General features: G+C 45.9%; 10 protein-coding genes. 3 read left to right on the plus strand and 7 right to left on the minus strand.

Going from position 1 to position 13,437, the window contains the following annotated elements; genetic code table 11:
• Positions 1-42 precede the first annotated feature (42 nt).
• Positions 43-1,827 carry an aspartate--tRNA ligase gene (aspS, locus tag FQV43_RS05590; RefSeq protein WP_146339371.1) on the minus strand — a complete coding sequence of 595 codons (1,785 nt, stop codon included), beginning with the start codon at positions 1,825-1,827 and terminating at the stop codon, positions 43-45.
• A gap of 260 nt (positions 1,828-2,087) precedes the next feature.
• Between aspS and FQV43_RS05595 the strand changes: the two genes are divergently transcribed.
• On the plus strand, positions 2,088-2,966 hold the full coding sequence (locus FQV43_RS05595; protein WP_146339373.1) for a neutral zinc metallopeptidase: 879 nt from the start codon (positions 2,088-2,090) through the stop codon (positions 2,964-2,966).
• A 102-nt stretch (positions 2,967-3,068) separates the two neighbouring features.
• Here FQV43_RS05595 and FQV43_RS05600 read toward each other — a convergent pair whose 3' ends face one another.
• Entirely contained in the window at positions 3,069-5,084 is a 2,016-nt protein-coding gene (locus FQV43_RS05600; RefSeq protein WP_144272970.1) for a YhgE/Pip domain-containing protein, read from the minus strand.
• Positions 5,081-5,917, minus strand: a complete 837-nt coding sequence (locus FQV43_RS05605) for a hypothetical protein (RefSeq protein ID WP_146339375.1) — start codon at positions 5,915-5,917, stop codon at positions 5,081-5,083. The genes FQV43_RS05600 and FQV43_RS05605 overlap by 4 nt, the downstream gene beginning before the upstream one ends.
• Before the next feature lie 186 nt (positions 5,918-6,103).
• Between FQV43_RS05605 and FQV43_RS05610 the strand changes: the two genes are divergently transcribed.
• Positions 6,104-7,504, plus strand: coding sequence for an L-serine ammonia-lyase (locus FQV43_RS05610; RefSeq protein ID WP_146339377.1), 1,401 nt, complete (start codon positions 6,104-6,106; stop codon positions 7,502-7,504).
• Positions 7,505-7,570: 66 nt separating this feature from the next.
• Here FQV43_RS05610 and hisS read toward each other — a convergent pair whose 3' ends face one another.
• The 3 genes from hisS to tpx form a co-directional block, all read right to left on the minus strand.
• A complete protein-coding gene (gene hisS, locus FQV43_RS05615) occupies positions 7,571-8,833 on the minus strand; it encodes a histidine--tRNA ligase (protein WP_144272973.1) in 1,263 nt (420 codons plus the stop codon).
• A gap of 79 nt (positions 8,834-8,912) precedes the next feature.
• Positions 8,913-9,551, minus strand: a complete 639-nt coding sequence (locus FQV43_RS05620; protein WP_146339379.1) for an MBL fold metallo-hydrolase — start codon at positions 9,549-9,551, stop codon at positions 8,913-8,915.
• A gap of 14 nt (positions 9,552-9,565) precedes the next feature.
• Positions 9,566-10,072, minus strand: coding sequence for a thiol peroxidase (gene tpx / locus FQV43_RS05625; RefSeq protein ID WP_144272975.1), 507 nt, complete (start codon positions 10,070-10,072; stop codon positions 9,566-9,568).
• A gap of 83 nt (positions 10,073-10,155) precedes the next feature.
• Between tpx and FQV43_RS05630 the strand changes: the two genes are divergently transcribed.
• Positions 10,156-11,031, plus strand: coding sequence for a peptidylprolyl isomerase (locus tag FQV43_RS05630; protein ID WP_146339381.1), 876 nt, complete (start codon positions 10,156-10,158; stop codon positions 11,029-11,031).
• 87 nt (positions 11,032-11,118) lie between these two features.
• Here the strand turns inward: FQV43_RS05630 and FQV43_RS05635 are convergent, their stop codons facing one another.
• Positions 11,119-13,395 carry a bifunctional (p)ppGpp synthetase/guanosine-3',5'-bis(diphosphate) 3'-pyrophosphohydrolase gene (locus FQV43_RS05635; protein WP_144272977.1) on the minus strand — a complete coding sequence of 759 codons (2,277 nt, stop codon included), beginning with the start codon at positions 13,393-13,395 and terminating at the stop codon, positions 11,119-11,121.
• Between the last annotated feature and the right edge of the window lie 42 nt (positions 13,396-13,437).

Below are 13,437 nucleotides of genomic sequence, written 5' to 3' on the forward strand. Positions count from 1 at the left end.
TGTCCAGCAAATCGTACAATACCTATCGTACGGCTGTAGCCTTTAGGCTTTCTCAGCTTTAGGCTTAAAATCTACTCCCGTTTCTTTGCGCTGTTGCGCTGGAATAGGCGCTGGAGCAGCAGTCAGTGGATCCACACCGCCACCTGATTTAGGGAATGCAATCACATCACGAATCGAGTCAAAACCACCAAGCAGACTCACGATACGATCCCAACCAAACGCGATACCACCATGTGGAGGTGCACCAAATGCAAAAGCATCAAGTAAGAAGCCAAACTTTTCTCGTGCTTCTTCTTCGGCAATACCCATGACTTGGAATACACGTTCTTGGACATCTGGGCGGTGGATACGAATAGAGCCACCACCAATTTCGTTACCATTGCATACGATGTCATAAGCATATGCAGTCGCTTGCTCTGGGTGCTGCTCAAAATTATCAAGCCACTCTGGTTTTGGTGACGTAAAAGCATGGTGCACAGCGGTCCACTTGGAATTGCCCAAGGCGACGTCGCCAGAAGCGGTTGCATCTGCTGCAGGCTCAAATAGCGGTGCATCAACGACCCAGGTGAATGCCCAATCACCTTCTTTAATCAGACCTAGTTTACGTGCAACCTCACCACGAGCTGCGCCAAGCAAGGCGCGAGAGCTCTTGGCATCACCTGCAGCAAAGAAAATGCAGTCACCAGGTTGTGCGCCAACGTGCTCTGCAATACCAGCTCGTTCTTGTTCAGTAATGTTCTTTGCAACTGGACCGGTTAATTCGCCATCTTCGCCTACGAGGATATATGCCAAACCTTTAGCGCCACGCTGCTTTGCCCACTCTTGCCAAGCATCAAGCTGACGACGCGGCTGGCTCGCTCCACCTTCCATAACGATGGCACCGACATATTCATTTTGGAATACTCGGAAACTCGTATCCTTAAAAAACTCAGTACATTCTGTAATTTCAATAGCGAAACGAAGATCAGGTTTATCAGAACCATATTTCCGCATTGCTTCTGCATAGGTGATCCGTGGAATAGGAGTGGTAATCTCATAGCCAATGAGTTTCCACAGCTCTGCAACGATTTCCTCTGCCAACGCGATAACATCTTCTTGATCGACAAAGCTCATCTCTACGTCAAGCTGAGTAAATTCTGGTTGACGATCAGCACGGAAATCTTCATCACGATAGCAACGAGCAATCTGATAATAACGTTCCATACCAGCAACCATGAGCAATTGCTTAAAAAGCTGTGGTGACTGCGGTAGTGCATACCATGAGCCTGGTTTCAGCCGAGCAGGAACCAAGAAATCTCGGGCACCTTCGGGAGTGGATCGGGTAAGCGTTGGGGTTTCAATTTCCACAAAATTATGGCGGTCCAACACAGTACGCGCTGCTTTATTGGCTGCCGAACGCAATCTCAATGCATTGCTTCGTACTGGACGGCGCAGATCCAAGTAACGATATTTTAGTCGTGTTTCTTCGCCGACTTCTGACTGCGCAGATTCATCTACCTGGAAAGGCAAGGCTGCTGCTTCATTGAGCACTTCCAGCTCGGTAGCATTGACTTCAATAGCTCCAGAAGCAAGCTGTGGATTTTCCGACCCCTCAGGGCGAAGCTCCACCACACCGGTGACCTTAATACAAAACTCGCTACGTAATTGATGTGCTTGCTCTGCGACGGTTGTATCGCGGAAAACTACCTGTGCAATTCCAGATGAGTCACGTAGATCAATAAAGATCACACCACCATGATCTCGACGACGAGAAACCCAACCGGTAAGAGTAACCTCTTGACCAGCTATGTCTTTTCTAAGATCACCTGCATAATGTGTCCGAAGCACCTACATCAATTCCTTCCGAGACGTATTAAGACGTATTAGACGTATTAACTGACTTATCAACTTATCTGATTTTCATCTACCGCTTTGTTGTCGTGTAGCTCTTCATAAAACTATACCCAAATAAGTTATCTTTGATCTTTTCATACAGCAAAACTCGTCTTTCACTTGGCTTACTTTTCTATTGTCACTGTGGCCCTGTGCACTCGACTGCAGCTCTCCATCTCTTTTGTCTTCAGGAAAATTATGCAAAAATTAACATTATGACTTTTCGTGGCGATATTGAGAAATCAGAAAATCTGGCACGTTCAGGCGGATCAGGTGGTCGAATTGCTCTTGGCGGAGGTGTAGGAACAGTAGTTCTCGTCGGGCTCTATCTCCTTATGGGAGGTAACCCTAGCGACCTTGGTCAATTGATTGGTGGGCAAACCGACGGTGGACAAACTCAGCAATCTGCCGGCACACTTGATCACTGTAAAACTGGTGCAGATGCAAATGAAAACACAGATTGCCGTGTTGAGTTTACTGGACTGAGTGTTAATCAAATGTGGGAAGAACAATTGGCTCAGCAATCTGGTGTGGAATACACCAAACCTGGTCTTACTATTTTCAGCAACAGCATTGCTACTGGGTGTGGGCAAGCCTCTTCAGCTACAGGACCGTTCTACTGCCCTAGCGACCAAACAGCTTATTTCGACGTTTCTTTCTTTGATGAATTAGGAAAATTTGGCGGCGAAAACACGCCTTTCGCACAAGAATATATCGTTGCGCATGAGTTTGGACATCACGTACAAAATCTAGAAGGCACCCTTGGGCTATCTGATTACAACAATCCAGGTCAAGACTCTAATGCCGTAAAAATTGAACTCCAAGCAGATTGCTATGGCGGTGTATGGGCTCATTATGCAGATAAAGGAGAAAAAGCCTTTTTGGAGCCCATTACTGATGATCAAGTAAAAGATGCGATTAATGCTGCCCGAGCTGTTGGTGATGATAATATCCAGAAGCGTTCAGGAACAGAGATCAATCCTGAATCTTTTACTCACGGTTCTTCTGAACAGCGTCAAGAAGCATTTTTAGCTGGTTATAAGAGCGGAAAAATGAGCAGCTGTGACACCCTTGGACGCGGTGGCTACAAATAATCTTCGTTTTCTTTATCTTGTATAGTCGTTAAAGCCTAGAAAAAGCCTTGGATATCACGCAGATATCTCAAGGCTTTTGTTATGTATGCTCACGAACAATAATTAGACAGCAACTTCTGGGTGCAGATCTTTTATCTTCATCTGCCGCTCACGCAACGCAGATAAAGTCGTGACGCTAAAGCAAATAATCCAGATAAGCACCAGTGCTCCTAGAGCTTGTACTACACGCGAATCATCTATTCCATCGACGCCATTGATAGCATGGCGCAAAAGATTAACGCCATAGGTCATGGGGTCATAGGTATGGAACCAACGCAAAGGTGCTGGTTGCGTCTCTGGTGGATACAATCCACCAGAGGAAACAACTTGTAGCGTCATAAACCCAATGCACAGCACTCGCCCTACAGTGGCTCCAAAAATAGAGTTCAATGCTTGAGCTAGTGCCATAAAGGTCAGCGATATCGCGCACATCGCTAGCCATAAAGCCCATTCATGAGCAGCATGTAGGCCAATGAAAAACCGTTGTACTAAAAATACGACTGTTGCCTGTGCTAATCCTAGGATCGCCGCCGGCAGATAACTTGCCAAGGCGACTCGAATGGGTGTGATACACGACTCGATAGCGCGGCGTTGGAGTGGTCGCACAATCATAAAACACACTGTGCCTCCCACAAACAAACCAATGCAAATAAACATTGGTGCCAGTCCCTCACCAAAAAGCGATAAACTATCTCCTGGCATATGCTTTCCGACGGGAGTCGTAACATTAAGCGCTGCAGCTCCCAACCTATCGGCAGAAAACGTGGGGATTTTATCCGCATTTTCATTCAATTTCAGTGCTAGCTCAGCGGATCCTTCATCAAGTTGCACCAGACCACTACTAAGCTGAGAAGCTCCCACTGTAAGTTGTTGAGAACCAGCAAGCAACCGGCTGGTGCCATCTGCCAAAGTATTTGCACCAATGACAAGACGCTGAGAACCGTCGTTAAGCTCATGTAGACCAGTTGCTAACTGCTGTGCTCCAGTGTTTGCGGCATCCATTCCTTGTCTGAACTTTGATACCGGACTGGTCAGTTGTTCATTGACCTGCTGAGCACCATCACTAAGTTGATCAAGCTGTGACATAATGGCACCGCTTATACCATTATTGCGTAGTTGGGTAACAAGCCCATCAGCTTGATTAGCGAGATCAACTGCCTGAGGTATTCCTGTCGAACGTAGTTGAGCCGATAAATTTACGATCATGCCCAATAGCTGCTCTTGAGTGGTATGCGCACGATTCGCAATTCCGGTCACCTGATTAACACCTCGGGAAACTTGGTCAGCACCATTTCCTAATGCCTCTGTGGCCTGATTCAGTTGCGCCAAACCATCAGCAAGCTGATCTGCACCCGCACTGGCCTTTGCGATATTTTCGCTTAATTCACCTGCGCCAGCAGCAAGAGAATGAGCACCATCATTGGTTTGCGCAATGCCTTGTTCCAGTGAACCACTCCCCTGAGCTAATTGCTGACTTCCTTCTCGTGCGGCTCCTGTTCCTTCAGAAAGTTGTGTTGCTCCTGCTCCAGCCGCATGTACCCCACCATTAATGGTATTAAACCCAACCAACAGTTGTGTCGCCACCTGGCTACCCAGATTCTCATTGATAGTTGCCAAAACCTGTGCTACTACCTGGTTACCAAGCATAGTTGCTAAAAAGCCATTGTTATTGTTATATACGGCATTCAGCGTCGCTTGATGTGGTGTTTCAGTGTTTGCACTTACTGCTGCTGCTGAAAAGTCTGTTGGTAATTCAATCCCAAAATAGTAAGTACCATTATCAATGCCTTTTTTAGCATCATCGGCGTCTACTTCAATGAAATTAACCTTGTCATTATTCAATAGAGCAGAAACAATCTGGTCACCAGCGTGAACTTCTCTTCCTGCAACAGTAGTGCCTTCATCTGAATTCACCACTGCCACTGGCATATTGTTTAATCGTCCCACTGGATCCCAATAGGACCACACGAATAGACCACCAAATAACAAAGGAATAAGAACAATCACTAATGCAGTAAGAGGTGGTAATTTACCATGCCCAAAGCGGCGTAGCTCTGACCCAATATGAAACAAACTCATTGCTTTGTTACCCCGCTTTTTTGCCGTGACTGTGTAGAAGAAACCACGATAGCCTGATCATCTTCAATCCGAATACTATGGTCGCAAATGCCAAGTCGATCAGAATTAGAAGAAATCACGGCAACCGGAAGATATGCACTTAAATTGCGCAAAGATACTAATAATTCATCTCGTATTTCTTGGCTACGCACCTGATCAATATCGTCAATAAGCACTAATGATGCCCGAGGAGTAGACATTAGCGCTAACACAACACGCAACTTAAATCTTTCTGTCGGGTCTAATTGCCCAATGTTAGTTTTACGTGCACGCTCATCATCAATTTCTAAGCCAATAACATCAGCTGCCTGAGCGAAACTATCGATCTGACTAATTTTTCTAGGAACAGGTTTATACCAAGAACTACGCCATGCAGCTTGTTCACGTATCACAGATCGCACCGGTATCAGGCGCTCGAGTCTATCAATCTCTACGACCCCAGCAAGTGCAATACGCTTATGTAGCTTCCTGCTAGCTGTGATCTCTATCGTCTCCTCTGCTCCATCATCTGATGAAACACTCGCTATGTGGTTTCCACTTAACTGCTGTTCCCACATATCTCCTGATACCTGTGTATCTGTTTCCCGCGCAGACCATAATCGATCGCTGTGGCGAAACATTATGCTCCCGGATTTTTGTTTCATCCTGCCAGAAATCGTCATAGCAAATACAGTTGCCGACGATTCACGACGCGAATGAATCAAGGTCAGTCCTTCGACGATGCTGATATCAGGTTTAGCAACCCCATTACTCAAAACTAAATCATGCGTAGATAATATAGTTTTTTGGATCATTTTCTCAGTTCCTTAATTGTCCTTTTCCTGCTTTCTTTGACGTTTCCTCGCTAGAAAACAGGTCAAAACAATTTCAATAATTAGTCATACTGAATTCTACACAGCATTACCCAAAGCAAAAAACAAAGGAAACCCATTAGAATAGGCTTTTAACTCACCAAAACCTAAGCAAAGGATTGAGTATATATGTCGATTAGCGCAGTTGATCTTTTTAGTATTGGCATAGGCCCTTCATCATCACACACAGTAGGTCCTATGCGAGCAGCACTGGCTTTTTCACGCAATAATCCGCATGCACAGCAGGATACTATTCATATCACTTTGCATGGTTCTCTTGCCGCCACTGGTATCGGACATGGCACCGACCGTGCTGCGATTCTCGGCCTTGCTGGATTCGATCCTACAACTGCTACAGCAACCACTGCCCCAGCTTTTGGTAGTCCTATTCCGATATCAGGTAATGTCAGTGGTCCACTAGGAGAATGGAGGTATCACTTACATTTTGATCCTCAAGCTCTCAGCAGACATCCCAACGCCATCACCTTTTGCGCCTACGACGAGGCCGGAAACATCACAGTAGCTCCAGAAGTCTTCTTCTCCGTAGGCGGAGGTTTTATCCTCTCTGAACAAGAACTCATTGAACAGGAAAAAGATGTTCTTGGAGCAGGCGTATCGACAACAGGGCGCACTGAACAATTACCCTATCCTTTTCACAATGCGCAACAGTTGTTAGAACAGTGCACCAAGAATAATGTGAGCATTCCAGACCTTATGCTTGCTAATGAACAAGCGATTCACGGCAGCAAAAGCGTTGTCCTTGATCATCTTGATCTTGTATGGGCTACTATGCGTTCTTGTGTCACTGCTGGAATCCAAACAAATGGTGTATTGCCTGGTGGATTATCCGTCGAAAGGCGAGCACCGCAAGTGTATAAGTATGTTAATTCCACAGCTGTTGATCGCACTAAAGATGCTTTGTGGGCTATGGAATGGGTCAATCTCTATGCTCTAGCGGTTAATGAAGAAAATGCGGCAGGTGGGCGTATCGTCACTGCACCAACAAATGGTGCAGCAGGCATTATTCCAGCAGTGCTGCATTATGCTCGAGATTTTCTTGAGGGCTATGACGCGCAACGCCACCGAGACTTTTTACTTGCTGCGGCAGCAGTTGGCATCATCATTAAAGAAAATGCTTCTATTTCAGGAGCTGAAGTAGGTTGTCAGGGAGAAGTGGGCTCTGCTTCAGCAATGGCAGCAGCAGGTCTGTGTCAAATTATGGGTGGTACGCCTCAACAAGTAGAACACGCAGCTGAAGTCGCCCTCGAGCATAATCTTGGTTTGACCTGTGATCCAGTCGGTGGGCTTGTCCAAATTCCATGTATTGAGCGCAATGCCATTGGTGCTGTTAAATCCATCAATGCCGCTCGGATGTCGCAATTGAGCACTGGACAACACCGCGTGAGTCTTGACCATGTAGTCAAAACTATGGCAGATACCGGACGCGATATGCTCACCAAGTATAAGGAGACATCCGCCGGTGGTTTAGCAATTAACCTCGGATTGCCGGTTAACCTTACAGAATGCTAGCACGCAACTTGTAGAAAACGAGGTGCTACTGGTGGTTATTAGCAGCACCTCTGCAGGATAAAGCTATCAATGCAGGTAAGAGATAAGCTGTTCTGGTGCAATATCTTCTTGAGTCTGTGTGCGAAGATTCTTGACTGCTACAACATTGTCTGCGATTTCCCGATCTCCCAGCACCAAAGCATAGTCTGCCCCAGCTTTATCAGCAGCTTTCATTGCGCCTTTAAGCCCACGATCACCATAGACCATGTCTGCACAGATACCATGAGCTCGCAATTGCTCAATGAGAATCAGCATTTTCCCTTTTGCTTGCGCGCCCATCGGCACACCAAATACGCGCACCCGCTGCCCTGTTCCTAAGCGTTTTCCTTCTGCTTCCAACGCCAATAGACAGCGATCAACGCCTAACGCATAACCAATTCCTGATAGATCTTGTCCACCAAGCTGTGCCATCAAACCATCGTAGCGTCCGCCACCACCAATGCCTGATTGGGCGCCTAATCCATCGTGCACAAACTCAAAGGTAGTTTTGGTGTAGTAATCGAGTCCACGCACCATACGAGGATTAACTACATAATTGACATCTAAGTCAGTAAGTAATTGTTGCACGGTGTCAAAGTGAATTTTTGTCTCTTCACTCAGATAATCAAGCATGAGGGGTGCGTCGGAAAGCATTTCCTTCATTTCCGGACGTTTATCGTCTAGTACACGCAATGGGTTAATTTCTGCTCGACGACGTGTTTCTTCATCCAAGGGCAGATCAAAAAGAAAATTTTGCAGCTTTTCGCGGTACTGCGGACGGCAGGTGTTATCGCCAAGACTGGTGATCTCTAGTCGATATTCGGATAACCCAATCGCTTTCAGACTTCTATCAGCAAGAGCAATGACCTCAGCATCTAACGTTGGATCATCGACACCAATTGCTTCTATACCTACCTGTTGGAGTTGGCGATAGCGTCCTGCTTGTGGTCGCTCATATCGGAAAAAAGGACCATAGTAGTGTAGTTTCACTGGTAACTGACCACGATCAAGATTGTGCTCAATAACAGCGCGCATCACCCCTGCTGTACCTTCTGGTCGCAACGTTACTGAACGCTCGCCTCTGTCCGCAAAAGTGTACATTTCTTTGCTTACGACGTCAGTGGATTCTCCAACACCACGTGCAAAAAGTGTAGTGTCCTCGAACACTGGCAGTTCTATGTGTTCATATCCAGCTGTCTGTGCTACACGTGCAAAGGTCGAGCGAACCTCCGCAAAGTCAACAGATTGCGGCGGAATATAATCAGGCACACCTTTAGGAGCAGCGATTGTTTGTATCTTTTTCTTAGTCATACTCTCGTTGTTATTCTTTTATAGTTTGTTACTGAAAATAATAATGAAGATAAATTACGCACTACCTGCCACACCTAGGTCACGATAGCTCCTGCAGAAAAGGATTACTCTTTCTTTCCACTCGCATAGTGGTATGAGCACCATGACCAGGCAAAATAGCAAGATCATCAGGTAGGGAAAGCACAATATCTTTTAATGTCTTTGTCATCTCTTCCGGGGAAGAAAAAGGCAAATCAGTGCGCCCGACGCTTCCCTCAAACAATACATCTCCGCTGAAAGCAAGTTTTTTGCCTTGAAGGATAACTGATCCTGGCGAATGCCCAGGACAGTGATGCACCGTGAAGTCCTGACCAGCAATAGCAATCGTGCTACCCGGCTCAAGCCATTGAGGATTATGCACGAGACGCATTGATGTGACATCAAAGAGTATCCGTGCCTGCTCATTGAAGCCAATCTGTTCATTGAGCATAAAAGCATCAGCTTTATGGATATAGACGCTGGCACCATGATGATGTGCTAGTTCACCAGCATCACGTACATGATCAATATGACCATGCGTGAGAATTATGTTTCCAAGTGCCAGATTATTCTCACTCAGATAATCATTGATTGCTGATGCACTATGCATACCTGGATCAATCACATCAGCAATACCGTCCGATACTGCTATATAGCAATTGGTTGCATACGGTCCTGTAGCAAAGTGCAAGATATTCATTAGCGTTTTATCTTCTATTTATCCGCTTGAGCTGCACTCAATGCTGCCTGGTAATCAGGTTCAGTAGTGATTTCCTCAACTAGCTGAGTATAAACAATTTTTCCTTCGCTATCGGCAACCATAACTGCACGTGCTAATAAGCCTTTGAGTGGGGAACCTTCTAGTTCCAAGCCAAATTTCTGCCCAAAATCAGAACGGAACGCAGACACTGGAATGACATTATCCAACCCTTCTGCCCCACAAAAACGCGCCTGGGCAAAAGGAAGATCTTTAGAAATGCACAATACAACTGTATTTTCTAACGCTGATACTTCTTCATTAAAGCGACGTACCGAAGCAGCACATACACCTGTGTCTACTGAAGGAAAAATGTTGAGAATTATTTTCTTACCGTTAAAATCAGCTGCGGTTACCTCTTGCAGTTCGGTATTTACCAATGTGAACTCGGGCAAGTCTGCACCTACAGCTGGTAATTCACCACTGGTTGTAACCGGATTATTCTGAAAATTTGTTGTAGCCATAATAGTTAGCATAGCAGCAATAGTCTCATGGCTTGCCTGTGTCTTAGTATCGTTAACTCAATATCCTCGCTACACTGTTCTATGTGAGCAAACAATCTAATGAACAGCGTCGTAAAGATGCGATCTCTCAACTTGAAAAGCATATTAAAGCAAAAGATCGTTCAGAAAAAACCAGATCTTTGCTTACACCGCTCATCGCTGCGCTTGTCATTGCTGTTGTTGCAGTAGGCATCATCTATGCGACTACCCGTGATGATAAAAACTCTGGTGAAACTGAAGCTAAGAGCAGCCAAGCTCAAACAACTGAGACTAAACCAGTATCAGCTCTTGTCGATGATAAGGGAATTCTCAAAACTGCTCGTTCCTCTGCATTACCTGATACTGTCTCCTGTAACTACCCGGATAATGGCACTGCTGCCAAAGAGGTATCAGCACCTAAAGGCGATAAAGTCTCCACCAAAGGAACTGTCAAACTTACCTTTGTCACTAACCAAGGTGATATCCCATTAACCTTGGATCGCTCGGTTTCTCCATGCACAGTTAATGCGATTGAGCACCTAGCAAAATCTGGATACTATAACGACACAATTTGCCATCGAGTATCTGATAGTGGCTTCCTACAATGCGGAGATCCAACAGGCACTGGAACTGGTGGACCTGGTTTTAGTTTTGCAGATGAGTACCCTGTGGATTCTACAGATGACCAAAGCTCTCCAGTGAAGTATCCTCGCGGTAGCATTGCCATGGCGAACTCTGGTCCAAATACAAATGGTTCTCAGTTCTTCTTGAACTCCACGGATCACACTTTTGCACCAAGCTATACCTACTTCGGCACCATGGACGAGACAGGAATTAAAACCGTCGAAAACATCGTTGCTGCAGGTATTGGTAAACAAAGTGCTGATGGCACTGGTGCACCTGCTAAAGAAGTAAGAATCACCAAAGCCACTGTGCAATAACAGCATACGCAACTCGACGCCCACCCAAATGGTATGAAACTTTTGGGTGGGCGTCGCAAGTTGTGCGTGCAGATGTGCAACCCGACGCTATCCTGTGGTTACTCGGTATACATCGAATACACCCTCAGTATTACGAAGTTGAGTCATCAAGGCACCTAGCTGCTTGGTATCTGACACCGAGAATGTAAACCGAATTGTTGCTACTCGATCTTGAGAGGCATGGGAATTCATAGCTACTACTGATACTCGCTGTTCATTGATGACACGAGTCAATTCCATAAGCAAACCAGTACGATCTAGAGCTTCAATTTGCAATGTAGCGGCAAAAACTGAACCAGAGCCTTCCGATGCCCACGAAACCGTGACTAAACGCTCTGGTTCCGATTGCAGTTTTGTGGCGTTCGTGCAGTCTGTTCGGTGTACTGAGACGCCACCTCCACGAGTAACGAAACCAAAAATATCATCTCCGGGCACTGGCATACAGCACTTGGCTAGTTTTGCCATAACATCTGGGCTACCTTCTACCAGCACGCCTTGGGAGTCTGATACTTTTTGCTTCGAGGTGACCAGTTCACTAAAAGGGGTACGAGATACGAGAGTGTCTTCCGCCTCATCAGCATCTCCGAAAGCTGCCATGAGTCTGTGCGCCACACTTGCCGCAGAAACAGAACCGGATCCGATTGCGGTATAAAGAGCGTCTACATCTGGATAATGCAGTTCATTTGCTACAGCTTTCATTGATTGCGCAGTAAAAAGCCTATGCATAGGCAAACCGCCACGCTGTACTTCCGCAGCGAGTGCATCTCGTCCTGCTTCCAGATACTCTTCACGGCGTTCTTTTGCGAACCATTGGCGAATTTTTGTCTTAGCTCGTGGTGAGACGACAAAGTCCTGCCAGTCTCGACTAGGCCCAGAGTTTTGATCTTTGGAAGTAAAAATTTCAACCTGATCTCCAGATTTTAATTTTGACTCCAAAGCTACGAGCTTGCCATTGATTTTTGCACCAATACACCGGTGTCCGACTTCGGTATGAACTGCATAAGCAAAATCGACAGGTGTTGAATCAACAGGAAGATTAACCACATCACCTTTAGGGGTAAAGGCAAAGATTTGTTTGCTAGACAGGTCATAGCGCAAGCTATCAAGAAACTCATTAGGATCTGCGGCCTCTTTTTGCCAATCGAGTAATTGACGCATCCATGCCATGTGATCAACTTCTGCTTGTTCACCGCTATGGCTGCCTTTTGTCTCTTTATAACGCCAGTGGGCTGCAATGCCGAACTCAGCGTTATAGTGCATCTCATGGGTGCGTACTTGCACTTCCAAAGGCTTACCATTGGGAGTCATCACTGTGGTATGCAGTGATTGATATACGCCAAACTTAGGACTAGATATGTAGTCCTTAAATCTTCCTGGCATGGCAGAAAAGAGCGAGTGAACTACACCGATTGCCGCATAACAGCCGTTGACGGTGTCCACGAGGATTCTGATACCCACCAGATCAAGAATTTCCTCAAAGTCTTTACCGCGTACAATCATTTTCTGATAAATGGACCAATAATGTTTTGGCCGTCCCATGACGCGCGCTTCAATGTGATTTTCGCGTAATGCATTTTGCAATTGCGACGTTATCTCCTTGAGATAACGATCGCGTGAAGGAGCACGTTCTGCCACAAGTCGCACTACTTCTTCATATTTCTTTGGATAAAGAATGGCAAAAGAAAGATCTTCTAACTCCCATTTCACATTCGCCATCCCTAAGCGATGTGCCAAAGGCGCAATTACTTCGAGAGTCTGCTGTGCTTTTTTCGCTTGCTTTTCCGGAGGCAGAAAACGCATTGTCCGCATATTATGCAATCGATCGGCAACTTTAATGACTAAGACTCGTGGATCTTGGCTCATAGCCACAATCATCTTGCGGATAGTTTCTGCCTCAGCTGCTGCACCTAAGGCAACTTTGTCCAGTTTGGTCACACCATCTACCAAACGAGCCACTTCTTCACCGAAATCTCTCGTAAGGTCTTCTAAAAAGTAATCCGTGTCTTCTACTGTGTCATGTAGAAGCGCTGCAACGAGAGTAGTCGTGTCCATACCGATCTCAGCTGCTATGGTCGCTACCGCTAAGGGGTGTGTGATGTAGGGATCACCAGATTTACGAAAGACTCCTTCATGCAGGCGCTCGGCTGTACTATATGCACGCTCTAAAATGGCATAGTCTGCTTTAGGATGAAACTCTCGATGGATGCTCAATAATGGCTCGAGAACAGGATTAATTTTAACGCGATTGCCTGTTAAACTACGAGCGAGCCGAGCCGACATTCTACGAACCGAGTTTTGTTGTTTTGGGACACGATTATTGGTCATAACTGGCTTCGCTCCTACACATTACGCGGTTTTGTGAGCATT

This window comes from Corynebacterium sp. sy039 (assembly GCF_007904105.1).
In the GTDB taxonomy this organism is placed as follows: Bacteria; Actinomycetota; Actinomycetes; order Mycobacteriales; family Mycobacteriaceae; genus Corynebacterium.

What these genes read in the sequence shown, in the direction of transcription:
- FQV43_RS05595 (WP_146339373.1), top strand. Translation starts at nt 2,088, where the DNA reads ATGACTTTTCGTGGCGATATTGAGAAATCAGAAAATCTGGCACGTTCA.
- FQV43_RS05600 (WP_144272970.1), bottom strand. Translation starts at nt 5,084, where the DNA reads ATGAGTTTGTTTCATATTGGGTCAGAGCTACGCCGCTTTGGGCATGGT.
- FQV43_RS05605 (WP_146339375.1), bottom strand. Translation starts at nt 5,917, where the DNA reads ATGATCCAAAAAACTATATTATCTACGCATGATTTAGTTTTGAGTAAT.
- FQV43_RS05610 (WP_146339377.1), top strand. Translation starts at nt 6,104, where the DNA reads ATGTCGATTAGCGCAGTTGATCTTTTTAGTATTGGCATAGGCCCTTCA.
- hisS (WP_144272973.1), bottom strand. Translation starts at nt 8,833, where the DNA reads ATGACTAAGAAAAAGATACAAACAATCGCTGCTCCTAAAGGTGTGCCT.
- FQV43_RS05620 (WP_146339379.1), bottom strand. Translation starts at nt 9,551, where the DNA reads ATGAATATCTTGCACTTTGCTACAGGACCGTATGCAACCAATTGCTAT.
- tpx (WP_144272975.1), bottom strand. Translation starts at nt 10,072, where the DNA reads ATGGCTACAACAAATTTTCAGAATAATCCGGTTACAACCAGTGGTGAA.
- FQV43_RS05635 (WP_144272977.1), bottom strand. Translation starts at nt 13,395, where the DNA reads ATGACCAATAATCGTGTCCCAAAACAACAAAACTCGGTTCGTAGAATG.